20 protein-coding genes are annotated in these 24,299 nt (G+C 52.5%); 10 read left to right on the forward strand and 10 right to left on the reverse strand.

The annotated features are described in order from the left end of the window. Nucleotides 1–134: 134 nt before the first annotated feature. Nucleotides 135–1,661, forward strand: a complete 1,527-nt coding sequence (locus ACO08I_RS05590; protein ID WP_421948764.1) for an FG-GAP repeat domain-containing protein — start codon at nucleotides 135–137, stop codon at nucleotides 1,659–1,661. A 40-nt stretch (nucleotides 1,662–1,701) separates the two neighbouring features. Then, nucleotides 1,702–3,120 (forward strand): DUF5009 domain-containing protein, encoded by a 1,419-nt coding sequence (locus tag ACO08I_RS05595; RefSeq protein WP_282777188.1) that lies wholly within the window; start codon nucleotides 1,702–1,704, stop codon nucleotides 3,118–3,120. 53 nt (nucleotides 3,121–3,173) lie between these two features. Here ACO08I_RS05595 and ACO08I_RS05600 read toward each other — a convergent pair whose 3' ends face one another. The 3 genes from ACO08I_RS05600 to ACO08I_RS05610 form a co-directional block, all read right to left on the reverse strand. Continuing rightward, nucleotides 3,174–3,758, reverse strand: a complete 585-nt coding sequence (locus ACO08I_RS05600) for a hypothetical protein (RefSeq protein WP_421948765.1) — start codon at nucleotides 3,756–3,758, stop codon at nucleotides 3,174–3,176. A gap of 357 nt (nucleotides 3,759–4,115) precedes the next feature. After that, nucleotides 4,116–5,567, reverse strand: coding sequence for an MBOAT family O-acyltransferase (locus ACO08I_RS05605; protein WP_421948766.1), 1,452 nt, complete (start codon nucleotides 5,565–5,567; stop codon nucleotides 4,116–4,118). Nucleotides 5,568–5,576: 9 nt separating this feature from the next. Further along, complete coding sequence (locus ACO08I_RS05610; RefSeq protein ID WP_421948767.1) at nucleotides 5,577–7,577, reverse strand: AMP-binding protein; 2,001 nt, start codon at nucleotides 7,575–7,577, stop codon at nucleotides 5,577–5,579. An 87-nt stretch (nucleotides 7,578–7,664) separates the two neighbouring features. Between ACO08I_RS05610 and ACO08I_RS05615 the strand changes: the two genes are divergently transcribed. Together ACO08I_RS05615 and pruA are read left to right on the forward strand one after the other, a co-directional pair. Further along, the gene (locus ACO08I_RS05615; RefSeq protein ID WP_282777193.1) at nucleotides 7,665–8,420 is read left to right on the forward strand and encodes a hypothetical protein; all 756 of its coding nucleotides are present in this window, start codon (nucleotides 7,665–7,667) and stop codon (nucleotides 8,418–8,420) included. A gap of 69 nt (nucleotides 8,421–8,489) precedes the next feature. Next, entirely contained in the window at nucleotides 8,490–10,121 is a 1,632-nt protein-coding gene (gene pruA / locus ACO08I_RS05620; RefSeq protein WP_421948768.1) for an L-glutamate gamma-semialdehyde dehydrogenase, read from the forward strand. Between the two features lie 229 nt (nucleotides 10,122–10,350). Here the strand turns inward: pruA and ACO08I_RS05625 are convergent, their stop codons facing one another. Further along, the gene (locus ACO08I_RS05625) at nucleotides 10,351–12,318 is read right to left on the reverse strand and encodes a gliding motility-associated C-terminal domain-containing protein (protein ID WP_421948769.1); all 1,968 of its coding nucleotides are present in this window, start codon (nucleotides 12,316–12,318) and stop codon (nucleotides 10,351–10,353) included. A gap of 134 nt (nucleotides 12,319–12,452) precedes the next feature. Here ACO08I_RS05625 and ACO08I_RS05630 point away from each other — a divergent pair, with 134 nt between their 5' ends. Next, nucleotides 12,453–12,983 (forward strand): TrmH family RNA methyltransferase, encoded by a 531-nt coding sequence (locus tag ACO08I_RS05630; protein ID WP_421948770.1) that lies wholly within the window; start codon nucleotides 12,453–12,455, stop codon nucleotides 12,981–12,983. On the opposite strand, the gene ACO08I_RS05635 is transcribed toward ACO08I_RS05630, so the two are convergent. From ACO08I_RS05635 to ACO08I_RS05650, 4 genes are all read right to left on the reverse strand, one after another. Continuing rightward, nucleotides 12,980–13,336: a DUF1573 domain-containing protein gene (locus tag ACO08I_RS05635; protein ID WP_282777200.1), complete on the reverse strand. Its 357-nt coding sequence runs from the start codon at nucleotides 13,334–13,336 to the stop codon at nucleotides 12,980–12,982. The two genes, ACO08I_RS05630 and ACO08I_RS05635, sit on opposite strands and share 4 nt — an antisense overlap. Nucleotides 13,337–13,379: 43 nt before the next feature. Then, nucleotides 13,380–13,850 (reverse strand): DUF2452 domain-containing protein, encoded by a 471-nt coding sequence (locus tag ACO08I_RS05640; RefSeq protein WP_282777202.1) that lies wholly within the window; start codon nucleotides 13,848–13,850, stop codon nucleotides 13,380–13,382. Nucleotides 13,851–13,988: 138 nt separating this feature from the next. Beyond that, on the reverse strand, nucleotides 13,989–15,026 hold the full coding sequence (locus ACO08I_RS05645; protein WP_282777204.1) for a hypothetical protein: 1,038 nt from the start codon (nucleotides 15,024–15,026) through the stop codon (nucleotides 13,989–13,991). A 132-nt stretch (nucleotides 15,027–15,158) separates the two neighbouring features. Continuing rightward, nucleotides 15,159–16,328 carry a trans-sulfuration enzyme family protein gene (locus ACO08I_RS05650; RefSeq protein ID WP_282777206.1) on the reverse strand — a complete coding sequence of 390 codons (1,170 nt, stop codon included), beginning with the start codon at nucleotides 16,326–16,328 and terminating at the stop codon, nucleotides 15,159–15,161. A 257-nt stretch (nucleotides 16,329–16,585) separates the two neighbouring features. On the opposite strand from ACO08I_RS05650, the gene cysC reads away from it, so the two are divergent. From cysC to ACO08I_RS05670, 4 genes are all read left to right on the forward strand, one after another. Then, entirely contained in the window at nucleotides 16,586–17,191 is a 606-nt protein-coding gene (cysC, locus tag ACO08I_RS05655) for an adenylyl-sulfate kinase (protein WP_282777208.1), read from the forward strand. Nucleotides 17,192–17,247: 56 nt separating this feature from the next. Further along, nucleotides 17,248–18,159 carry a sulfate adenylyltransferase subunit CysD gene (gene cysD / locus ACO08I_RS05660; RefSeq protein WP_345894618.1) on the forward strand — a complete coding sequence of 304 codons (912 nt, stop codon included), beginning with the start codon at nucleotides 17,248–17,250 and terminating at the stop codon, nucleotides 18,157–18,159. A gap of 36 nt (nucleotides 18,160–18,195) precedes the next feature. Continuing rightward, a complete protein-coding gene (gene cysN, locus ACO08I_RS05665) occupies nucleotides 18,196–19,455 on the forward strand; it encodes a sulfate adenylyltransferase subunit CysN (protein WP_044228530.1) in 1,260 nt (419 codons plus the stop codon). Nucleotides 19,456–19,626: 171 nt separating this feature from the next. After that, a complete protein-coding gene (locus tag ACO08I_RS05670; protein ID WP_282777213.1) occupies nucleotides 19,627–20,724 on the forward strand; it encodes a lectin-like domain-containing protein in 1,098 nt (365 codons plus the stop codon). A 14-nt stretch (nucleotides 20,725–20,738) separates the two neighbouring features. Here the strand turns inward: ACO08I_RS05670 and ACO08I_RS05675 are convergent, their stop codons facing one another. Together ACO08I_RS05675 and ACO08I_RS05680 are read right to left on the reverse strand one after the other, a co-directional pair. Then, nucleotides 20,739–21,725, reverse strand: coding sequence for a FecR family protein (locus ACO08I_RS05675; protein WP_282777215.1), 987 nt, complete (start codon nucleotides 21,723–21,725; stop codon nucleotides 20,739–20,741). 125 nt (nucleotides 21,726–21,850) lie between these two features. Further along, complete coding sequence (locus ACO08I_RS05680; protein WP_282777217.1) at nucleotides 21,851–22,408, reverse strand: RNA polymerase sigma-70 factor; 558 nt, start codon at nucleotides 22,406–22,408, stop codon at nucleotides 21,851–21,853. A gap of 319 nt (nucleotides 22,409–22,727) precedes the next feature. Here ACO08I_RS05680 and ACO08I_RS05685 point away from each other — a divergent pair, with 319 nt between their 5' ends. Further along, the gene (locus tag ACO08I_RS05685) at nucleotides 22,728–24,278 is read left to right on the forward strand and encodes an alanine/glycine:cation symporter family protein (RefSeq protein WP_282777219.1); all 1,551 of its coding nucleotides are present in this window, start codon (nucleotides 22,728–22,730) and stop codon (nucleotides 24,276–24,278) included. Nucleotides 24,279–24,299 lie beyond the last annotated feature (21 nt).

Here is a 24,299-nt window from a genome sequence, read left to right on the forward strand (position 1 = left end):
TAGTACGGGGAGGCGGACCTGATGTTTCATCTTTTAATATTTTTTTATCAATAGCCCTGACCGGGAACCTTCACTTCGGCATATTCCAAGAAATAACATGCTGTTAACCTGTAGCCCTTTACCTTTGCGGAAAAATGCGCGGCTACCTGCTTTCTTTACTATTTTCAGTTGGTTTTTTGGCTGTTTTTCATGCCTGCAAGCCTACTGCCGGGCCATCCCAATCTACCCCTATCGGAGAGGAATGGGCCCGCATCCACTGCGCTGCCTGCCATCAATACCCCGAGCCGGAGCTACTGCCCAAATCAACATGGGCCGCCCACGTACTGCCCCGAATGGGCTACTTTCTGGGGCATTATCCGGACGCCGACACCCGTCAGCAACTCATTGAAAGCGGACCGGGAGGGCAGGCGGTGAAAGCCCGCCGGATTTTCCCCGAACAACCGCTGATTGATTCGGCAACCTGGCTGGCTATTCAGGGCTTTTACCTGGAAAATGCACCCACCGTATGGGACCTGCCTGCTATACTAGCATTGGACACTACCTCACTTTTTCAGGCCCGCTTTCCCGACTACTTCCTCTCCCCTCCATCCACCACCCTGATCGATGCCTTTCCAGGAGGGCTATACCTGGGCGATGCCAACAAAGAACGGCTGATGGTCTTCGACCAAAACCTACAGCTCCGGCAACAAGCCAAAGTCCGGGAAGGGGCGGTCAGCCTGCAAGACAACCCCGCCGATCTGCTCCTGACGGTCATGGGCTCCTTCTCCCCTACGGATGCGCCCGAAGGTTTTCTGCTTCAATTGCCAAAAGGCGGTGGGCAGCCTCCCCAAATCCTCATCGACAGCCTGCAACGGCCCGTGCATAGTGCCTATGCTGATCTGAACGGTGACGGCCGCATGGATGTGGTGATTGCCGAATTTGCCAAATGGACCGGACGGCTGGCCTGGTGGGAACAACATCCGGATGGCACCTTTACCCCACACACCCTGCGCGCGCAGCCCGGCGCCATCAAAACCGCCATTCAGGACTTTAACGGGGATGGACAGCCGGATATCCTGGCGCTCTTCGGGCAGGGCGATGAGGGGTTCTGGCTGTATGAAAATCAGGGCAATGCCACCTTCCGGGAAAAATCAATCCTTCGCCTGCCGGCCTCCTACGGCTCAAGCACCTTCCGTTTGCTCGACTATAATAAGGACGGGCATACCGACATTCTCTACACGGCTGGCGATAATGCCGACTACCCGCCTGTGCTGAAGCCTTACCATGGTATCTATCTATTCGAAAATAATGGAGAGTTGGGGTTTGAGCAGGCCTTTTTTCAGCCACTGCCCGGTGCTTACGATGCCATTCCCGGGGATTTTGATCAGGATGGAGACCTTGACCTGGCAGCGATCTCTTTTTTCCCGGATTTCAAGCGGCAGCCGGAAGCCGGTTTTGTCTTTTTTGAAAATCTGGGCGGCTGGACCATGCAGGCTTCCACCTTTCCACAATCCAAGCTTGGAAGATGGATCGTCATGGACAGTGCCGATATCGACTCAGATGGGGACGACGACCTGGTTTTGGGGTCCCTCGCCTTTGAAGTTGTTCCGGATCGTGGAGAAATAGAAGGCTGGGTGCAGAAGGGCATCCCGTTTGTGGTGCTTGAGAATCAGCTAAAGTAGAGGGGCAACTGCCTCATTTTTTACTATTTTAGTTCAAAAATTGAGCACAGCAATAACTCCAATGCGGTCTTCCGCCCTTGATGCCCTCCGTGGGCTGGCCATTATCGGTATGATCCTATCCGGTCATATTGCGCACGGCGGTGTGCTGCCCGCATGGATGCACCACGCACAGGTACCGCCTCCTGAACATCAGTTCACCCCTGGTATAGCAGGCATAACCTGGGTGGATTTGGTTTTTCCGATGTTTCTTTTTGCCATGGGGATGGCTTTTCCGTTTTCCCTGCGCAGCCGGTTGGGGAAAGGCGTGGCGGAGTGGCGTATCGTCTTACAGGCCTTCAAGCGGTGGGGCTGGTTGTTCTTTTTTGCCTTGTTCTACCAGCATCTGATCCCGCAATACATGACAAGCAGCCCGGGCACCGTGGAGCAACTGCTGGCTTTGGGGGGCTTTGTGCTGCTGTTTGCCATCTATGGCACGCACCCGCGCATACGGCAGTGGAAGTACCACGAACACTTTAATACCCTCGGGCTCTTACTGGCCATTGCGTACCTGCTATTGCTACCCGGTGAGCCCAAACCCGGGGACAGCCGCTACTTATCACTGGAACGGACCGACATCATCATCCTAATCTTGTCCAACGTTGCTTTCTTTGGCGCAGTGGCCTGGCTGTTGACCCGCAACAACGTGCTGCCCCGGCTGGCCCTTCTGGCAGTACTGCTCGCCCTTCGCCTCAGCCAATCTGCCGGCGACAACTGGACTGCTGTGCTTTGGAACGGCTCTCCCCTGCCCTGGTTCTTCAATTTTAGCTTTTTACAGTACCTGCATATCGTGCTTGCCGGATCCATTGTGGGTGATTTGGCACAAGCCTATGCTGCCAAAAGAGAGACCGGCGATGGTTCTTCCTCTCTGACTGCTACCGGATGGCTGATGGTCGCCCTGGTCATTTTATCTCTTACTGGTCTATTTGGCCGCTGGGGTTTTCCGTTGTTCCTGCTGCAGTTAGGCATTTTGACTCTTACAGCCCTACTGCTTCGAAAAGACGGCTCTACCACCGCCCGCTTCCTGCGCCAATTGCTGGCCTGGGGCAGTGCCTTCCTAATCATAGGTATGGCTTTTGAGCCCTACGAAGGTGGCATTCGGAAGGATCACGCCACAATGAGCTACTACTACGTGACTGCCGGGCTGTCCACCTTCCTGTTTATAGCCTTCTTCCTCTTGCTCGACCACTACCGGGCACGGGGCTGGCAGTGGCTGACCCGTACGGGCCGCAACCCGATGATAGCCTACGTAGCTCCCTGGCTGCTGGTGTGGCCAATCTTAAAAATTTCCGGGCTTGCCGGCTTTGTGGAGGGTATGAATGGCAATGCGCTGCTGGGATTGCTTCGGGGCGTCGTCATTACCGGGCTGTCGCTGTTGGCTACGGTGGCACTGACGCGTTGGGGGTGGCGGTGGAAGACGTAAGTGGCGATCTGTGTTAAACAGCCACTAACCATACTTTTGATCAACAACGGTTATTAGTTAGAGCCTAAGCCTGTAGCCTTTAGATCGTATGCCAGTTTTTCCGAAAAGCGAATAGCACTTTTCTTATCCAGATGGTGGAGTCCATCGTGGTAAGTGTACTCGTCGCCCAGAGGCGCGTAGTTCAGGTAATGCACATTAGCCTGCCCCGCAATCCTTTCCAAAAACGGGTCCAAAAACGGAGCAAAAGTCTGTTCATAGGCCCAAACCTGACCAGGCAACGGCATGCGTACAATGGCCACCTCTCCCTTTTCCTGCAGTTCACGGACCAGTAGCTCAAACGCTGCTTCGCGCTCCGGCGAGGGCACAAGTGCGTTTCGTTCTGAGCGCTTTTTAAAAGCCGGCCCTATTTCTTCCGGTGCCAGTAACCGGGGAGGGTCAATGCGAATCCCCCAACCGTCTTCTTTAGTTTTACTGACTTCACCCCTGCCTTTGCCCCTGTCAAGCAGAACATTGAGCAATGGCTCCTCCATATTTCCGCTACGAAGCAAGTACTCCAGATTGGGGTCCATATTGACAAAGTAGAGGTCATAAACCCTAAAATCCGACTCTCTTGGCGCCTTTGCTAATTTGAAATCCATCAACGATGAGGGCGAAACAACAAGTATAAACAATGATTCAGCGTTGCCCCGGGCTAACTTCCGTTTCAGAAAACGGTTGTAATACGGTCCATAGGGCGAATGCACCCCTGTAAATGCTAGATTTAAAAACGCCCCTTCGAGCTCTAAAGCTGATTTTATTACCGTAGGCGCTACCCCGCGGAATGCTCTTGAGTCGCCCGCAACAAAATGATCGGCAGGCTGAGTTAGTTTTCGGTAAAAAGGATCATTTTCTGGCACCTCCCGAAGTTGAATCAGCAAGAAGGGAAGCAGGGTACAGCAAAACAAAAAAGTCAATTTAGATACAACAGTCAATGCTTGTTTCATACTTCAATTTCGTTAGAACTCAAAATAGATAAACGCCTGTTGCTCCGGTACTCTCAGATACAAAATCAAATTGATGAGCAGTACATAAAAGCCTAAACGTGCCCACCAGGGTATCTGGCGGAAATAGGCATCAATATCCTGCCCCCTAAACAATCGGTGCATCACATCCATAAATATCAACATACCTGCTGCGATTAAAAAATCTCTTACGCCCACAATATCCGCTATGCTTTCGTGCAGTTGAATAGGGCTAACCTTCGGCAACTGCCCAATGAGCATAAAGGCGTCCTGAATATTCACCGCCCGGAAAAAGATAATGCTTACCACCGCCAGGTTAAAAAACAACGCAAAATCAACCAGCCAGCGTATTGGTTTCCCCTTAGACAATCCGAATTGGCTCAACCACCGGTCGGCGGGCTTTGACAGCAAGGCTTCCAGTGCCACAAACAAGCCATTCAACCCGCCCCAGATCAGGAATGTCCACTCTGCTCCGTGCCAGATGCCGTTCAGCGTAAAGGAAATGACCGTGGCGACGAGTATCCACGCCATACCCCGCCCCATAGGGGTCAGCTGAAAAAATACGTAGTCCCGGAACCAGTTGGTCAGCGTGATGTGCCAGCCCCGCCAGAACTTATTGAAAGAGGTAATGGCATACACCCGGTTTTCAAAGTTTTGCGACAAGCGCACACCCAGTATCCGCGCGCTGCCAATGGCTATATCCGTGTAGGCAGAAAAATCACAGAAAATCTGGAACAGAAAAAAGACCGATGCCAGCCATACCGTAAACCCTTCGTACTGTGCCGGGTGCCCGTAAACCTCGTCCACAAAGAGCGCCAGGCGGTCCGCAATGACCAGTTTTTTGAAGAGCCCCCAGAGGATGAGCTGAAGCCCGCCCACTATTCGTTGATAATCGAATTGGTAGTTAAAATGAAACTGGGAAAGTAAATCCCGGGAGCGCTCAATAGGACCAGCCACCAGCTGCGGAAAAAAGCTCACGTACAGCGCATAACGCCCCAGGTGGCGCTCGGCTTTCGTAAAGCCCTTGTACACATCAATGGTGTACGCCATCGTCTGAAAGGTGTAAAAGGAAATCCCCACCGGCAGGAGTATATCCAAATGGTAGGCTTCGAACTCCGGCTGAAACAGGCGGGCCACTTTAGCCGCCTCCCCGCTCAGAAAATTGAAATACTTAAAGGTGAACAACAACCCCAGATTGGCCACGATGCTGAGCCATAGCCATGCCTTTTTTCGTTGCCGGTTGGCAGCCCCCTCTATCTGCAAGGCAGCTGTATAGTCAATCAGCGTGGACCCCACAATCAGCCAGATGTACCAGGGGTTCCAGTCCATGTAAAAGTAATAACTGGCCACCAGCAACCACGCCCAGCGGAAACGCACCGGCGTAAGGAAAAACACCAGGGCGACAATCGGCAAAAAGAGGTAGTAATCCAGGGATGTAAATAACATGGCTGCTGCTTAGGCGTGGTTTTCCTGATATTGCCTGAGCAAATGCTCGGCCAGCTCCTGTATGGAATCAAACGCCCAAAAGGTGTCCGGGGTGAGCCGGAGCTTCAGCCAGTCTGACAGCTCATCGGAGATAAAGACCGCATCCACGGATTCCAGCGGATAGGCTTTCACGGGGTCAGTGGCTTTGATCTGGGCTACTGGCATTTTTACTTTTTCGGCAATTTGCTGCTGCAGCCATTGCACGATAGCTGGCACGCCAAATTCAGCCGTTCCCGGCTCCGGAACAGGACCTGCACTGATAGCCGTTGCTTCAGGTTGAATCCACTCGTGCATTATCCTAAGGGCGCCGTTTTGGTAATCCTCCCGGGCCGCATAGCGTTGCACCTTGCCGCTTGAGGTCTTTGGCAGGCTCATAGGCCGGATCAGCGCGATCGCGTAGGGCTGAATTTCAAACACTTCGCTCACCGCCTGACGTATGGCGTCCACCACCTCCTGCTCGTCCGCATTGCGCCACTCGGTACGGCGGACTTCCTGTACGAGGACGAGGCGCTCACGGCCTGATTTTTCTATTGCAAAGGCTGCACAGCCGTTGTCCTGAAGGGCAGGATGGGCATGCTCCACCACCTCTTCAATATCATCCGGGTAGTAATTGGCGCCCCGGATGATAATCAGGTCTTTTTCCCGTCCGGTAATGAACAACTCCCCATCCATCAGGAAGCCCATGTCACCGGTGCGGAGGTAGGGGCCATCACCGGTAGCTGTATAATTGTCGAAGATATCCTTGCTTTCCGCAGGCCGTTCCCAGTACCCGGAAGCAATAGAGTTGATATAGCTGACCCAGATTTCCCCTTCCGTGCCCTCCGGGCAGGGCTCCGTGGTACCGGCAGCAATAATAACCACCTTAGCTCCGTTTACTGGCTCTCCATTACTGACCTGTACCTGCTCGGGATTAGCGCCTTGCAGCGCCGGGTCATCCCATGCCAGTAGAGATTGGCCGGATTCGGGAGCTTTGACTTTCGCCTTTTTATCCAGAGCAGAGGTGGTTACAATCAGGGTGGCTTCTGCCAGGCCAAAGGAAGGCAGGAATCCGGTTTTGGGGAATCCCACCGGGCCAAAACGCTCACAGAAGGCTTGAATGGTCCGCCACCGTACCCGCTCGGAGCCGGAAACCACACTACGAATACTGCTGAGGTCTATATTTTCAAGTTGCTCGTCCGCAATTTTCTCGCAACATAGGTCAAAGGCAAAATTGGGGCCAAGTATAAATTCTGCCCGATATCGGGTTGCGGCCATCAACCAACGTACCGGTCGCTGTATGAAATGTACCGGCGCCATAAAGTAGCACTCCACATTACCGAGAACGAAGTAAGAAAGCATGGAAATCAGACCCATATCGTGGTACATAGGAATCCAGGAAACCACTCGCTTCAGGTTAGGGATGTGAGTCTGCATACAGCCGTAAACATTGGCCATAACATTCTCATGCCGGATGATGACCCCCTTAGGGTCACCCGTAGAGCCGGAAGTATACTGCAGGTAGGCCACATCGTCAAGGCCTACCTGATGCGGCACCCATTCGGCAGGCGTACCTGTCAATTCCTCCATAGGCAGGAAGGTGTAAGCGGAGAAATCTTCCCGCATGCCTTCCATATACTCCACCCCTTTCTGGTCTGCCAGAATAAACCTGGCATCACAGTCCTTCATAATAGCTTGCAGCCGAAGTAGGTTCCGGTTATTACGGGGGGGGTAGGCAGGCACGGCAATCACACCGGCGTAGAAACAGCCAAATAAGGCAATCAGATACTCTATCCCCTGCGGAAAAAGCAAAAGCAGCCGCTCCCCCTTCAGCCCCCGTGCCTGCAAATGAGCCGCTACACACCGGGCCTGTTCATCAAAGAGGCGATGGCTCAGTGGCTGCTCATCAGACACGCCATCCCTCAAAAAAATGAAAGGCGTGAACTCAGGTGCCTCTTTTGCACGACGCTGTAACAGGTCAACGAGATTTTCCATATCGGAGAAAATGTGGTATCTGATTAATGTTTATCTGGCAAAACTCGTATTTTTTTCCGTAGTTTCGATGAAAACTACTGCCCCTTTATGAAAGAAGCACTGTTCTGGATTTTCATCATCATCTTCTCCCTCACTGCGATCATCACCCTGCTTGGGATTACAGGCGTTATTAAAACCATCAAGGAAAACTACCTGAATGCCCTCTTTACGGCACTCATCCTGGAAGTCGTCGCTGCAGTAGTCCTGCTCTTTCAGAATACCGATTTCCTAACAGGCCCCATAGAGGATGGGCCTTGCCTGGAGGAGGTGATTACCCGATCCGGCCTTGCGGCACAGGCGGGGCAGGCTGCCAACGCCTCAGATTTTTTGGTGGAACAACTCAAACGCCTGTCTGTCCTGGATGCCGCAACGGGCGATCAGGCCCTGCTCGCCGCCCAGTTGCAGGAGCGGGATTCCCTGCTGAAGGCTGCCAATACCGAAATTGAAGCGCTGGAGACTGAACTCAAACAGTTGGGGCAGCAGTTTTATACCAAAATCACCAAGCTACGCAACTATATCAGCCAGTACGGCGGCTTCATCAACCTGGCCTGGCGGGCAGAAGAAAAAGCATCCGTATACCGCCTGTTGATTGAAATCTTTGGGGATATGGGCCTCATTCAGGATGAAAACACGCTTTACACTGGTGAAGACCGTGCCCAGATCAACTTTGCCGCTGTACGGTCTATTTACAAGGAATACAAAGTCAGCCTGCAGCAAGCCGTCGATAGCGACACCAAAGTTTACGTAGGCGAATACGATACCATTTTGTTTATCCGGACCTACCTCAACCAAACGGCCTACTGATCCATTTTTAATAGCAAAGGGAAACCCCTAACTTCGCGCCAAAATTACATAACCGATAAAACCAGTGATATGGCTAATGCATATTTCACACCGCCACCTGCGGTCAACGAACCTTCTCTGAGCTACGCACCCGGCACTCCGGAACGGGAAGCCCTCAAGGAGACGCTCAAAGCCATGAAGGCAGAACAGCGGGATGTCCCCATGACCATCGGCGGGAAAAAAATTACAACTGACACCAAAATTGCCATGCACCCTCCGCATGAGCTAAAGCATACCCTGGGCCACTACTACAAGGGTGGCCCGGAGCACGTCAATATGGCCATTGATGCTGCATTGGAAGCTAAGCCGGCCTGGGAGGCTATGCCCTGGCAGGAACGCGCTGCCATTTTCCTGCGCGCTGCCGACCTCATCTCCGGCCCTTACCGCTACAAAATGAACGCGGCTACGATGCTGGGACAGTCCAAGACACCCCATCAGTCTGAAATTGAGGCGGTGGCTGAGATCGCCGACTTCTTCCGCTTCAATGTGCAGTACATGACCGAGATGTACGAAGACCAGCCGCTGAGCGAGCCAGAGTCTGCAATCTGGAACCGGGTGGAATACCGGCCGCTGGAGGGCTTTGTCTTTGCCATTACGCCGTTCAACTTCACCGCCATTGCCGGCAACCTGCCCGGTGCGCCTGCCCTCCTTGGCAACACCGTCGTCTGGAAGCCTGCAGAAACTCAGATTTATTCCGCAGGCCTGCTGATGGAGGTACTGGAAGCCGCCGGTCTGCCGGATGGCGTCATCAACCTGGTGCTGGTAGACGGACCCGTTGCCGGTGATATTATTTTTGAGCACAAGGACTTCGCCGGGCTGCACTTCACCGGAAGCACAAAAGTCTTTCAAAGCCTTTGGCAAACCATCGGAAAAAACCTGCCCAAATACCGCAGTTACCCACGCATCGTTGGCGAAACAGGCGGTAAGGACTTCCTCGTTATGCACCCTTCCTCTGATGTGCAGCAGGTGGTGACCGCTTTGGTCCGTGGTGCCTATGAGTATCAGGGTCAAAAATGCTCTGCTGCTTCCCGTGCCTACCTGCCCAAAAGCAAATGGCCTGCGCTCAAAGAGGGGCTGATCAGGGACATCAAAACGGTGAAAATGGGTACCGTGGAGGACTTCAGCAACTTCATGGGTGCCGTGATCGATGAGCGGGCTTTTGACAAAATTGCCAACTACATCGAAATCGCTAAAAAGAGCGATGAAGCCGAAATCATCGTGGGTGGTGGCTATGATAAATCGGAAGGCTACTTCATAGAGCCCACGGTCATCGTAACCGGCAATCCGCACTTCACCACTATGGAGGAGGAAATTTTTGGCCCGGTACTGACCATCTACGTGTACGAAGATGAGGACTTCGAGGCAACGCTTGATCTTGTGGATAGCACCTCTCCTTACGCCCTTACCGGTGCGGTATTCTCCAACGACCGCTACGCGGCACACAAAGCGATCGAGCGCCTGCGCCATTCGGCAGGTAATTTCTACATCAACGATAAGCCTACCGGTGCGGTGGTCGGACAGCAGCCTTTCGGTGGTGCCAGAGGTTCGGGTACGAACGACAAAGCCGGCTCCATCATCAACCTCTACCGTTGGGTCTCTGCCCGCTCTATCAAGGAGAACTTTAATCCACCTTCGGATTACCGCTATCCTTACATGGGCTAACCGCAAACGTAATGACAAGCTAAAAAGCCCGGGGCAGCCAATGGCCGCTCCGGGTATTTTTTTAAGACCGTGTTGGGATTTTGGTCTTCTAGTCGAAAACTAACAATTTTTTGTTTAGACAAGAGCCGAAAACCGGAGTCCGTACGGATGAGGATTTTCGGGGCGAAGTATAAGCAAAAAAGTGTCCCGGTGCACCGGGACAGACCGATTACTAAAGTCCCAACACGGTCTAAGGCGTCACCGTGACTGCCTGAGCGATCTCTACTTCCTTAAAAGGCAATTGCACCCGGCCCACGCAGGTATAGACGCCCGGATTGACCAGCTGCCCGTTCACCCGCCCATCCCATTGCACAGCTGACAAGGGGCCCGAGGCTTCGTAAATCAGCCCACCGTACCGGTCGTATACCTGAAAGATCAGGACTTCAGCATTTCCTGTTAAGGGAGTGTATAGCTGAAGTACATCATTGCGCCCGTCACCATTGGGGGAGAAAGCGGTGGGCAGATAAACCGGGCAATCTGCAGCGACAATGACCGAATCCATCGTAGCCATACACCCATTGGGCGGTTCAACAGCCACGGTATAAACACCGGGCGAAAGCGCTTCAAACTGTGGCTCAGCCTGAAAGGGACCGCCCGATAAACTAAATTGAAGGCTATCGCCTACCGCCGCTACACGAATTTTTCCATTCGGCTGATCACAATCTGAGGGTTCCACTTCCAGACTAAGGAACTCTGCAGTGTCTTTTACCTCCAATACCAGAAGCCGGTCCAGCCCGCAGTCTCCCGCACTATCAATTTGGTAACGGTGCGTACCCGCGGTAGTGAAGCCTTCAAATGCCTCCCCTGCACAGATGGAAGCATAGAGTGTATCCTTATCCGGGCAGCAAAGGGGTGATTTTTCATCCGGAAAATACGGCACATCCACCATCTGATGATTGGCTTCTGCCAGCCAGGGCTGCAAGAATGCCCCACCGGAGCGGCTGTTCCAGGCTATAGCCGCTGGCTCCAGCTGACCAGATACGGACAAGCAATTTTCAGGGGCTTCCCACCAGTTTTCCGGCCATTGCAGAAAGGCGGCATCACCGGCAGTGCTACCAACCGGGAAAGTACTACCCGTTGCAGCGATGGTACCTGCAGGCCCGGGAATCAGTTGCAGAATGACTTCCTTACCCTTCCCAATTCTTCGGCATTCAGCAAGCGTTCCATCTGCTTCAATCAGCAACCAAAGGCCCGTACCCTCTACCCCACCCGATGCTTCGAAGCGATTGGCTGCGACTACTACCCGGCCGTCTGCCTGTTGATACCCTCCGGAGGCCTCCAGCAAATTTGCCCCCTCGGGATCGTGGAAACGCCGGGCTAGGACCTGATTGCCATTCTCGTCCGCCCATACCAATAATAAATCAGGGGTATCCGCACCTACAGTGCCCACCAAAAGGCACCCCTCTTCCAGCGGGATAATCTGGCGGAAGCTGCAGGGCTGATTGTCCGTTACCGTCATAGAATACCAGGACAAGGGCTGACCAGCCGTATTCAGCGTAACCCAAAAGGCTTCCTCGGTGCCATCCGCAAGAGAAGCAGCCCCCGCAATCCAAAACCGGCCGGCGTGCTCCAATCCGTGTGCCGGAAATATCCAGTCCAGACTTTCATGACGAAGCTGTGTCCCCCAGATGGGACTACCGTTGTCCTGCAGCAGCGTGACGTATGCCGGGCGGTCCTGTCCTACGGCCTCATGCATCACCACAACGATATTGCCGGATTCAGTTGTAAAAACAGCATCCGCATGTTCATCGTCCCCGCCGGTGGTACGGCCAAAGTAGCGGCTCCAGCCAATGGTGCCATCGGATTCAAAATAATGCAGAAAAACATCATCAATCACATTGGGATTACCAGGCTCCACCATCCGGCCCAGGACAAGGACACCATCCTGATGGGGCGCCAGATCGTTGATAAGATCACGCCCGGGCGTACCTACAGCTCTGGCCCAAAGCATATTGCCACTCGCATCCAGCTTAAGGAGCACGGCATTCTCCCCACCAATCTCGGCTTGCACCTGAAGCAGGAGATAGAAGGCGTTGTTGTGCCAGACTATTCGCTGACCCGTTTCAGGGCGCTCAGTGCCCAGCACCTGAATATGGGTCTGCCCGAAGCCAGGCAAACCACAAAAAAACAGGAGGGAAATTAATAACGGGGCTTTCATGAAAGAGGTGTTACTTGAAAAAAGAACGAGGATTTTCGGGCGGTAGTGCCAAAGTTAAGAAGCCCAATTTCAATCGCCCAACCTAATTTTCAATCAGGAAGCCTTACCTTTCCGCACCAACTGATGCAGCGATTATGCCGAAACAATCTACCTTTTACGATGACCGTCCGGAAGATTTGCAAGCCTATATCCGAAATATTAGCAACAACCGGCATCCCCTGAGCCTGCTCCTGGCAGGCATTACCGACGTGCGGAATATCGGCAGCCTTTTCCGCCTGGCTGATGCGGCACGCCTGGCCCACCTTTACTTCTATGGGCCGGCGGAGCTGCTGGAACACCGCAAAGTGAGGCGGGTCGCCCGGGCTACCTTAGACTATGTACCCCATAGCGTGGTGGACCTCGAAAGCGCTCAGGCTCTCGCCGAAGACCATATTTTTTTGGGTTTGGAAATCACGGATCAAAGCCTGCCTTATACGCAGGTGGAAGCGCAGGCGGAAACCGTCTTGGTGGTCGGACAGGAAGCGCATGGTATCCCACCGGAAATACTGGAGTTATGCCGTCAAACCATGCACCTGCCCATGTACGGGGTCAATACCTCAATGAATGTGGCAATGGCAGCGGGGATAGCGGTCTATGATCAGATCAGGCAGTTGAAAACACACTAAAGTTCTTCCACCCACCCTTCAATGAAGAGCACCTCCGCTTTTCGCTGATTGCTGAAGTAGACTTTGACTTTCTTTTTGAAATAGCCCAGGTCGCGGGCATCGTAGGTGACAGCGATGACGCCTGTGGAATCCGGTTCGATTGGCACTTCGTCCCATTCCGGTACTGTGCAGCCACAGGAAGTCCGGACATTATCGATGACCACAGGCTCACCACTGACGTTCCGGAAAACAAATTCATGGGTCGAAGGCTGATTTCGAATGAGGTCGCCCATTTCATGGGAGGTCTCCCCCTCCCACTCGACTACTGATCCTATCAGGAACAAACAGGCTGACATAAAAATTAAAAGTCGCATAGCTGATTTTTTAAGACCGGAAGATCCGGGAAGCAATTAAAAATCAAGCTTCGTCCTCTTCCGTTTCAGAAGCCTTGCGCAAAACATCCCAGGTATGGTCTGCCAACAGCTCCACCGTGGCTACAAAGCGATAAGGCGGGTTAGGGCCCCACTCTTCCGGGCTGACCATGGAGAGCACATATTCGCTGCCGTCCCGGCGCTCGTACAGGTGGTAAACAAAGCCAATCAAGGGCTCAAAATTCATTTGAGCATTATAGATTTGCTCGGATATGGAGATGCGGTCCTGAATACCTTTAGCCTGTTGCGCCAGCAGCTCTATCTGCTTGCGGATTTGCTCCAGTTGCATATCCGATTGCTTATACATGGCTTTGACCGCCCTGCCCTTCACCTTTCCTTTGTCGATGGGTTTGATCTCCACACCGCTTACGGTGTGGGCATAGGGCAGGTTGTGCGGGTTTTCCGCGATTTTGTCCGGGTCAATGGGGTTGATAAATTCTTCCTTCTTTTCGCTCATACAAGCTTTTTCAGATTATATAAACGTAAAAATCAATTTGGCCCGGGTATTGTTCAAAATCATTTGCCCTCAAGTAAAAACAGCGCCCGAATAATGCCCGGGCGCTGCTGCGTAGTTTGCTCTGTCTATTAGCGGTTCCTATCTCAGCTGGAAGCTGCTTGTGCCGGCGAGGTAGCCTTTGTTGTAGATTTCCACCTCGTAGTTACCCTCCTGAAATGCTTCGCTTGGAGCCCAGGTGAGGCAGAGGCGCTGCTCGTCGCGGTCGTAGTCTACTTCCTTGATCATGGTGTAACGGATTTGCTCCCCGTTGGCATTATTAACAAAAACGCCTGACCCCATAGACTCCACCGCGAGGGTCTCTCCCAGCGGGTTGACAATACGGATCAGGAATTCCTCCACGCCAGATTCAGCCACCTGATTGGCAGTGGTGTTGAAACATACCTTCAGCTGATCTACGTTCTTGGCGCTCCGGCGGGAAGTCGTTTTGCCATTGTCCCGAAGCTTCAGGCCTTCTGCCTCTACATTCGTTACTTTGACCACAGAGGCGATATTTACCTTCTTAGCCAGGCGAGCCCGGTCGGCTTCAACAGCCTCCTTCTCGCTGACCAGTGCCGCACGGGCGGAGGACAGTTCCATATTGCGCATGCGGGCAGAGTCGAGGTTGGAGTTCAAAGAATAGTTCTCCTGGCTCAGGGCGGCAGTCCGCTCTGTAAGCTCCTCGTTTTCCTGACGGAGCTGATTGATTTCCGCCAGATATTGCTCAACCTTAGCGTTCATACCATTGATCTGCTTACGGGCTTCTGCCAGTTGACGGCTATCGCGGAGGAGTACATCGATACGGTCTTTCGACTCCTTAAGCTCCGCCTTTTGGGCTTCGATGAGTGCGTTGAGCTCTTCATTGCTGCCGCGCATCTCTTCCAGCTCAGAAAGGGCCTCGTAGTACTGCTTTTCCAGTTCAGCCTTCAGCTGCTCCGATTCATTCAGCTCGTAGGTCAGGCTGTCGTTAGCGTTGTTCTTGTTGACCAGGCTAATCACCAGTACAATACACACGATGGCCAGCACTGCGATGGTAGCGATTGCTGCAATTTTCAACTTTTGTTGCCCGTCATCTTTCTTGCCAGGTCCGGGATTAGGCGTTGGGCCGGAAGGATTAGGCGTTGGATTGGTGGTTGACATAATAGAATCGTTAGTTTGTTAGAAGTGTCAGGTTTGAGACGCAAAGCCATGCTGGGCGTCACTTACTAAACACGGCATTAACGAGTGCCATGGGCGAACTATTGCCCAAGCGAAAAAAAAGTAGGCCAAAAGCTACGCTTCCAGTGCCTGTGCCAGGTCCTGCCGGATATCCTCCACATGCTCCAACCCTACAGAAACCCGGATCATACCCGGCCCTATGCCTACGGATGACCGGTCAGCCTGAGAAAGCTTCGAGTGGGTCGTTGTAGCCGGGTGGGTGACGATAGTGCGCGTATCCCCCAGGTTAGAAGACAGGGAGCACATCTGAATGCGGCTCAGAAACTGCCGGCCAGCTTCCAGCCCTCCTTTCAGGTCAAATGCAACGATACCTCCTCCATGCTTCATCTGCCTTTTAGCCAGGGCATACTGTGGATGGCTTTCGAGGTGCGGATAGTGTACCCGCTCCACTTCCGGTCGTGCTTCCAGCCATTTGGCTATTTCCAGGGCGTTGGCGCAATGCCGGTCCATGCGCACACTTAGGGTTTCCAGGCTTTTCGATAACACCCATGCATTGAAAGGGGACATGGCAGGGCCCGTATGCCGGCAGAAAAACCGCAGTTCTTCGATTAAGTCAGCCTTCCCTGCGACGATACCGCCAAGGACTCTCCCCTGCCCGTCCATCCATTTGGTAGCGGAATGCACAATGAGCCCGGCACCATACCGGCCGGGCTGCTGCAAATAAGGCGTGGCGAAGCAGTTGTCTACGTTGAAAATAAGGCCATACGCTTTCGCAAAATCGCCCGCTGCCTCAAGGTCTATCAGTTGAAGGCCGGGATTGGAAGGCGTTTCCAGGACCAGCATCTTAGTGGATGGCTGCAGATGCGCTGCCCAGCTGCCCACATCGAGCGGGTCTACGTAAGAATGCGTGATGCCCCACCGCGGCAGGAGCTCTGTAAGGATTTGATGAGTCGAGCCAAAAACTGCGCGGGAAGCCAGTACATGATCACCCGCCTTTAAAAAAGCGGCCATACTCGCAAATACCGCCGACATACCGGAAGCCAACGCAAAGCCATCTTCTGCGCCTTCCATTTTACAAATCTTATGGATCAGCTCGTCAGTATTCGGGTTGCTGTAGCGACTGTAGATGTTATCATCAGTACCGCCCTGAAAAGCCAGCTCCATCTGTTCCGGACCGGGGAAAACAAAGCTGGAAGTCAGGAAAAGTGGCGCACTGTGCTCCCGTTGCTCCGTGCGCTTCATCTGCCCGCGGATGGCATTGGTTTCAAAATGGTTAGAGGACATAAGCGATTTTAATTTCCTATAAAACCTATAGAGTAAAAATAATTTATCAAATTTGCACCGGCAAAAGCGAGGGCAGCAGACACAAGCGGGCAAAGGTTTGGGCAAATAGTAAAAAACCTATTTCTTTGCGATTCATTTGTGTGTCAATTGTTAAACGTATTCCGGGGCGGCCAACATCAGCAACAAGGCTGACAAGCACTCGCCAATTCCAGAAAACACCTGTACGGTGGCCACTCCGGGTACAAAAAGGACCCGTTTTGACAGAACATATCCACCCTATTTTCGACCGCCTGCTGCAGCGCAGTGACCGGGAGCGAAGGCTTGGCCAACGGAGTAAAGTCCTATGGCTCACCGGCTTGTCCGGATCAGGCAAAAGCACCATTGCTCAGCATTTGGAACGCTACCTTTATAATAATGGTTTCTTTGCGCAGGTGCTCGATGGGGACAACATCCGCAGCGGTATTAATAACAACCTCAGTTTCAGCCCGGAAGACCGGCAGGAAAACATCCGCCGCATTGCGGAAATAGCCCGGCTGTACCTGGACAGCGGTATTATCACCCTCAACTCATTCATCAGCCCAACTGTGGAAATCAGAGAGATGGCTCGTCAGATTATCGGGCCGGAAGACTTCCTGGAGATTTACATCAATGCTCCTTTGGAAGTCTGTGAGTCCCGCGATGTCAAAGGGCTTTACGAAAAAGCGAGAGCCGGGCAGATCAAAGGTTTCACCGGCATTGACGCGCCCTACGAGCCCCCCCTCCACCCGGCACTTGAAATCAAAACCGACGAACAGTCCCTGGAAGAGAGCGTGGAGGCGGTCTTCCAGTTTCTAAAACCACATATTGAATTATCTAAAGCATAACCACAGTTGCTCTTCCTCTCAGGAGCCACCTGTTCATTATCGCGAATAACCCTACAATTATGAGTTATCATCTCAATCACCTCAAAGAGCTGGAATCAGAATCCATCTTTATTATGCGCGAAGTAGCGGCTCAGTTTGAGCGCCCCGTGCTCATGTTTTCCGGTGGCAAGGATTCCATTTTGATGGTGCACCTGGCCCGAAAGGCCTTTTACCCGGCTAATATCCCTTTCCCTCTGTTGCATGTAGATACCGGGCACAACTTCCCGGAAACGATCGAATACCGGGATAAACTGGTCGAAGAGACGGGTGCCCGCCTGATTGTTGGCTCCGTGCAGGAGGCCATAGACAGCGGCGCTATCGCAGAAGAAAAAGGGTACAACGCCAGCCGCAACTACCTGCAAACCCATGTCCTGCTCGAAGAGCTGGAGAAAGGCAAATTCGATGCAGCCCTCGGTGGTGCCCGCAGGGACGAAGAGAAAGCACGTGCCAAAGAGCGCTTCTTCTCCCACCGCGATGAGTTTGGGCAATGGGACCCCAAGAATCAGCGCCCGGAGCTCTGGAACCTCTTCAACGGTAAGAAAAACTACGGGGAGCACTTCCGCATCTTCCCCATCAGCAACTGGACGGAGCTGGATGTGTGGATGTACCTGGCTATGGAAGGCGTAGAGCTGCCGAGCCTATACTTTGCCCATGAGCGCCCCGTTTTTGCCCGGGAAGGTACCCTGCTCGCAGATTGCGAATACATCCACAAGCGCCCGGAAGAAGAAGCAGCAGTGGAAACCCGCATGGTACGCTGCCGGACAATTGGCGATATGACCTGCACCGGCGTTTGGGAGTCTGAGGCCAAAACCATTGAGGATATCATCAAGGAAGTCTCCATTGCCCGTAAAACAGAACGTGGCGGCCGGACTGACGATAAGCGCTCTGAAACAGCTATGGAAGACCGGAAGAAACAAGGTTACTTCTAGACTCCCTAATCGATCAATCAAAGAAAAACAAAAGAAATGGATAATTACGATAATATGGAACTGCTCCGGTTCACCACAGCGGGCAGTGTAGACGACGGCAAGTCTACCCTCATCGGGCGGCTGCTGTACGATAGCAAATCTATTTTTGAAGATCAGTACGATGCGGTACGGGAAAGCAGTGAAAGGCGGGGGGAAGAAGGCGTTAACCTGGCCCTCCTCACCGATGGCCTGAAGGCTGAACGCGAACAGGGCATTACCATCGACGTGGCCTACCGCTATTTCTCAACGCCCAAGCGCAAATTCATCATCGCGGACACCCCGGGCCACATTCAGTACACCCGAAATATGGTGACCGGGGCTTCTACGGCTAACGTTGCACTCATCCTCATTGATGCCCGCCGGGGCGTACTGGAACAAACCCGCCGGCATGCCTTTATCGCATCCCTGCTGCAAATCCCGCACCTTGTCGTATGTATCAATAAGATGGACCTCGTCGACTATTCGGAGGAGACTTACGAAAAGATCAAGCAGGACTTCGAGGAGTTTTCCTACAAGCTGAATGTCAACGACGTCCACTTCATCCCCATCTCTGCACTAAAGGGGGATAACGTAGTGACCAAGTCCGAAAACACCCCCTGGTACGACGGATCCACCCTGCTCTACTATCTGGAAAATGTACACATCGGCAGCGACCACAACTTCATTGACTGCCGCTTCCCGGTACAGTATGTGGTGCGGCCCAACTCTGATGACTACCATGATTACCGGGGCTATGCCGGACGCATCGCCGGTGGCATCTTCAAAAAAGGAGATGATGTGATGCTGCTGCCTTCCGGATTCACCAGTAAAATCAAAAAGATTGACACCTTTGACGGGGAAGTCGATGAAGCATACCCGCCCATGTCGGTGACCCTCCTGCTGGAGGACGACCTGGATTTAAGCCGGGGCGACATGATTGTGCGGGAAAACAATCAGCCTGAAGTGGAGCAGGACCTGGAAATCATGGTGTGCTGGTTCGCTGACCGCCCGCTGCAACCCCGGGGAAAGTACGCTGTTCTTCATACCACCAAAGAGGTGCGCTGTATTGTCAAGGAGATTCGGTACAAACTGGACATCAATACTCTCCACCGCAACGAAGAAGACAAGACGATCGGTATGAACGACATCGCACGTGTGGTGATACGGACCACCAAGCCGCTCTATTACGATGCCTACCGCAAGAACCGCATTACCGGCAGCGTCATCTTCGTGGATGAAGGGACAAATGAAACAGTGGGTGCGGGCATGATCATTTAAACCCGAAGGTACATTCCCATTTCAACCTTTGCCGCCTGTCTGAATTCGGTTTTCAGACAGGCGGCTTTTTTATGTTCCGGAAGCATCACTTGCTAAAATCAGAGATTAAAAAACCAAAGCAGGCAATCTCGCGTTTTGACAACATATTCGTTTTCGCAAAACCCGATAGCTATGAAACACCTTGCCCTCTACACCTTCCTGTTGTATTTATTTAGCCCCGGTTTCCCTTTGCTTGCTCAGACGCCCCAGATTACAGATTTCAGGCTGGACGGCGATGCCCGCCAATCAGGCGAGAATTGCATCACCCTAACCCCTGATCATCAGTGGTCTTCCGGATCAATTTGGTACAAGAAAGCCATCAGTCTCAAGTCTTCCTTTGACATGCAGTTACGCGTTATGCTCGGGTGTAAAGACCGGGACGGGGCGGATGGCATGGTCTTTGTTTTCCACCCTTATGCCGAACGGACCGGGTACCGGGGGGAAGGCATGGGCTTTGCGGGGCTGAATCCGGCTATTGGCATCGAAATTGACACCTGGCAAAATGAGCACCTGGGCGACCCCTGGGAAGACCATGTGGCTATTCTCAGGGACGGCAGTGTGAATCATGGCTTCAACCTGGCTGGCCCCAACCGTATACCCAACATTGAAGATTGCCGGGAGCATGACCTAAACATCAATTGGAATGCGGACTCCCGCACCTTGAGTGTACGCATAGACGGAAAAGAGGTGATTTCGCTGCAGCGTGACCTGGTCAGGACGATCTTCAGGGGCAAAGACAAGGTGTACTGGGGCGTTACCTCCGCCACCGGCAATTACAACAACCGTCAGGCTGTTTGCTTTGAAAAGCTGGAATTTGAGCTGGTGGAAGAACTGCCCACGCTGGAACTACAGGGGCAAAAGCTAAAGGAACTGATGCGCGGGCGATTTATCACCCTGGACCATATTCAGTTTGAGTCCGGTGGAGCACAACTGACGCCGGCATCCCGTCAGGAACTGGATGAACTGGCGCGGATTATGAAAGCGCATCCGGACATGCAACTGGACATCATCGGGCATACCGATAACGTGGGCTCAGCTGCGACCAATTTATCATTATCAGAAAAACGATCGAGAGCGGTGGCGGAATACCTGAAGCAAAAAGGCATCTCCCCAAAACGGCTCAACTCCCGGGGCATGGGAGAAAAATACCCCAGCCACTCTAATGATACGCAGTCCGGACGCTTGCGCAACCGCCGAGTAGAACTACGGCTGCTTGAGCCTATTGCGTAGTATCAGAGCAATCCTTAGCGGCAACGCCCTCCTTTCAGGTGGTAACTGGAAGCTCCGGTTTGCTCAACGTCGAGCCCGTAAATGGTTTCCAAAACCTGTAGAAAATCTGGCAAAGGATCTCCTGCAATTTCGGTAGATAATGCACACGATTGCAGGTCTTGGCTACCCAGTTTGAATTCGACTTTATAATACCGGCCAATTTCCTGCAGGGCATTGCCCAGCTCTGCATTACGAAAGACTAGTTTCTGGCTATGCCATCCCTGCGCGTTGAGCTCTGACACAGGCTTCTTGACCAGCTTTAGCTCATCGGAGCTAAAAACACCTCGTTCCTTAGGCTTTAGTTCCACCTGCTGCCCGGCTTGTGCATTTTCCATGCGCACCAGGCCTTCGGTTACTTCCACCTCAACGGTAGGTTCTTCCGGATAAGCCCGTAGGTTGAATGCCGTACCCAGAACTGTTGTACGCACTCCATTAGAATGAATCACAAAGGGACGATCGGGATCGGGTGCCACCTTGAAATATGCTTCGCCGGAGAGAGAGACCTGTCTTTGGCCGTCAACAATATCAAAACTCAGGTAAGAGTCCTCATTGAGGTAAACAGCAGAGGCATCAGGCAGAGCGACCTCCAATTGTTCCGCCGGACCGGTAGTGAAGGCCAGGGCAGACGCGCCCTGCCCACGGTTGATCAGCCAGAGCGTACCAATGGCTATTACCAGTGCAATCGCTGCAGCAATACTCATCCAACTCCGGGACGTTGAAGTCAGCCGGACGGTTTGGGTATCCCTGGCCTGATCAGCATCCATGCGGGACTTCAGTCGGGAGAACCCTTTGTCCACATCCGGCTCATAACCGGATTGATAGGACAGGCTCTCCGACCACAGCTCTTCCAGCTCCCGATGCAGCCCGGGGTCCTGCTGATTGCGAAGGGCATCTTCATCTTCCGGTAGCAGCTGACCAGTTTGCTGCCGGTGAAACAATGATATATATTGTGATAATTTCATTCTCATTTGATTCATTCGTCAATAGGACACAGGCATAACCGCCCTCCCCTATCTTATATTTTCCTTTTTCAGAATAATGCCTGAAATGTCATCTGCCCGCCCAAACGTGACATTTACTGCCCATTTCAGGCTTCCTTCCCCGGATTGAACTTTAACATTTCCCGGAGTATCTTCAGCGCTTTCGCCATCTGATTTTCTACCGTCTTTGGCGAAATCTCCAGTTGCTCTGCTATTTCCCGGTAACTCATATCTTCAAACCTGCTGAGCACGAATATAATCCGGCATCGCTCCGGTAACGCGTCAATAGCTGCATCTATTCTTGATTGCAAATGCTCCGCAGCCAAAAGTTCCGGGGCAGTAGCTTCTGAACTCTTCTGCACAGGCGCCTGCGCTTCCTCAGTGAACTTTATGCGCTGATCGCGGACGTAATTCAGGGCTTTGTTCACAGCTGCCCGCCGCAGATAGCCCTTCAGCGATGAAGCAACCTGAATGCGGTCCCGCTTCCGCCAAAGCTCATAAAACACATCCTGGGCCAGGTCTTCCACGAGATTGCTATCCGGAATGATTTTATACACCGCTTTGCAAATATAGGCGTAGTACTGTCTGAAAATCAGCTCAATGCCTCTCTCATCCCCCTGATTCAGCAAATCCAGTAACTCCTGATCTGTCGGTTGCTGTTGCAATTTAAATCATGCTTTTAAGATAGTAAGCCAGTAACTGGCCAGGACAGCTGCAAAAGCTGCTTACTTATTCCCAACCACAAGATAATACATCCCCAGAACATAGACGGTACTGGTTTGAACGCTGCCAAATATTCAGCTTGATCTTTTGAATAAGTAAAAATAATCGAATACCTTAGTCGGCATTATTCAACTAAGTGCTTCAAAAAACTTCTTGTAGATACCGATAACGACTTTAAACCAAACTTTACACCTGCAAGCAAGATGCCTGAGCTGGCCCTGAACAAAATGGCTCTCCGGCAAAGGCAAATCACTCACAACCATGAAGAAACTTCTCTTTTTTATCCTCAGCCTTTTTGCCCCTTTTGCAATCTGGGCGCAAGATGGTGGCTCAACTATTGATGACAAAATCAACTCTGTGATGGAGCCGCTCACCCAGGTGGTGGAGAGCGTCGTATTCGTCCCCATTACGGTAGCAGGCTTTACCATACCTTTTGTGCTGGTCTGGCTCATCGCCGGAGCACTCATTTTTACGATTTATACTGGCTTTGTGAATATCAGGGCTTTTGGTCACGCCATCAACGTGGTACGCGGTAAGTATGATGACCCGAATGACGCAGGTGAGGTTTCTCATTTCCAGGCACTTACAGCCGCACTTTCGGGTACTGTTGGAATCGGCAATATTGCCGGGGTAGCCATCGCAGTATCGGTTGGCGGGCCTGGTGCCACCTTCTGGATGATCGTTGCCGGCATATTCGGGATGACGTCGAAGTTCGTGGAATGCTCCCTGGGCGTTATGTACCGGAACTACAACGTCGATGGCTCCGTTTCCGGTGGCCCTATGTACTACCTCGATAAAGGCTTTAAGGAAAAAGGGCCCACTATGGGCGTCATCGGTAAAGTGCTGGCCGTGCTTTTTGCGATCGCCTGTATTGGTGGTTCATTCGGTGGTGGCAATATGGTGCAGGTCAATCAGGCCGCACAGCAATTCATTGACGTAACCGGCGGAAAGGAGAGCTTTATTGCGGACAGCTCCTGGATGTTCGGCGCGGTTATGGCCGTCATTGTAGCCATCATTATCATCGGAGGTATCAAATCTATTGCCCGGGTGACCGACAAGATTGTCCCATTCATGGTGGGCATTTATGTGTTGGGCGCAATTGTCGTATTGGCCTACCATTACGCAGATATTCCTGCTGCCTTTGGAGAAATCATTGGTGGCGCCTTCAACTCAGATGCCCTCTACGGCGGCTTCATCGGTGTGCTGATACAGGGCTTCCGGCGTGCCGCATTTTCAAATGAAGCAGGTGTGGGCTCTGCTTCTATTGCCCACTCGGCAGTACGCACAGACGAGCCGATCTCGGAAGGTGTTGTAGCGCTTCTTGAGCCTTTTATTGACACCGTTGTCATTTGCACGATGACCGCTTTAGTTATTGTTATCACCAACTACGGCGGCATTGGAGCTGAGCAGGCTTTCCTGAGCGACCAAAATGGCGACCTGGATGGCATCACGCTGACTTCTTCCGCTTTCGAAACGGTGATGGCCTGGTTCCCGCCTATTCTTTCCGTGGCGGTTATTCTTTTCGCTCTGTCCACTATGATCAGCTGGTCTTACTACGGCCTGAAGGCGTGGACTTACCTCTTCGGGGAGAACAAAACCAATGAGTTGATCTACAAGGCAATATTCTGTGCCTTCGTAGTAATTGGTTCAGCGATCTCTGCCAAAAGCGTATTCGACTTTGGCGATGCGATGATCTTTGCGATGTGCTTCCCTAATGTGATGGGGCTTTATGTACTCATGCCCAATGTGATGCGGGCCTACAAGGATTATATGAGACGGATTAAGTCCGGGGAAATAGCAACTACAAAGTAAAATAGCAAAGGGCGCATCAGC

Origin of the sequence: Phaeodactylibacter xiamenensis, from assembly GCF_965229835.1 — a bacterium.
In the GTDB taxonomy this organism is placed as follows: Bacteria; Bacteroidota; Bacteroidia; order Chitinophagales; family Saprospiraceae; genus Phaeodactylibacter; species Phaeodactylibacter xiamenensis.

Bases quoted from the DNA above. Each gene is read 5' to 3' on its own strand.
- ACO08I_RS05590 (WP_421948764.1), top strand. From the start codon at position 135: ATGCGCGGCTACCTGCTTTCTTTACTATTTTCAGTTGGTTTTTTGGCT.
- ACO08I_RS05600 (WP_421948765.1), bottom strand. From the start codon at position 3,758: ATGGATTTCAAATTAGCAAAGGCGCCAAGAGAGTCGGATTTTAGGGTT.
- ACO08I_RS05605 (WP_421948766.1), bottom strand. From the start codon at position 5,567: ATGTTATTTACATCCCTGGATTACTACCTCTTTTTGCCGATTGTCGCC.
- ACO08I_RS05610 (WP_421948767.1), bottom strand. From the start codon at position 7,577: ATGGAAAATCTCGTTGACCTGTTACAGCGTCGTGCAAAAGAGGCACCT.
- ACO08I_RS05615 (WP_282777193.1), top strand. From the start codon at position 7,665: ATGAAAGAAGCACTGTTCTGGATTTTCATCATCATCTTCTCCCTCACT.
- pruA (WP_421948768.1), top strand. From the start codon at position 8,490: ATGGCTAATGCATATTTCACACCGCCACCTGCGGTCAACGAACCTTCT.
- ACO08I_RS05625 (WP_421948769.1), bottom strand. From the start codon at position 12,318: ATGAAAGCCCCGTTATTAATTTCCCTCCTGTTTTTTTGTGGTTTGCCT.
- ACO08I_RS05630 (WP_421948770.1), top strand. From the start codon at position 12,453: ATGCCGAAACAATCTACCTTTTACGATGACCGTCCGGAAGATTTGCAA.
- ACO08I_RS05635 (WP_282777200.1), bottom strand. From the start codon at position 13,336: ATGCGACTTTTAATTTTTATGTCAGCCTGTTTGTTCCTGATAGGATCA.
- ACO08I_RS05640 (WP_282777202.1), bottom strand. From the start codon at position 13,850: ATGAGCGAAAAGAAGGAAGAATTTATCAACCCCATTGACCCGGACAAA.
- ACO08I_RS05645 (WP_282777204.1), bottom strand. From the start codon at position 15,026: ATGTCAACCACCAATCCAACGCCTAATCCTTCCGGCCCAACGCCTAAT.
- ACO08I_RS05650 (WP_282777206.1), bottom strand. From the start codon at position 16,328: ATGTCCTCTAACCATTTTGAAACCAATGCCATCCGCGGGCAGATGAAG.
- cysN (WP_044228530.1), top strand. From the start codon at position 18,196: ATGGATAATTACGATAATATGGAACTGCTCCGGTTCACCACAGCGGGC.
- ACO08I_RS05670 (WP_282777213.1), top strand. From the start codon at position 19,627: ATGAAACACCTTGCCCTCTACACCTTCCTGTTGTATTTATTTAGCCCC.
- ACO08I_RS05675 (WP_282777215.1), bottom strand. From the start codon at position 21,725: ATGAAATTATCACAATATATATCATTGTTTCACCGGCAGCAAACTGGT.
- ACO08I_RS05685 (WP_282777219.1), top strand. From the start codon at position 22,728: ATGAAGAAACTTCTCTTTTTTATCCTCAGCCTTTTTGCCCCTTTTGCA.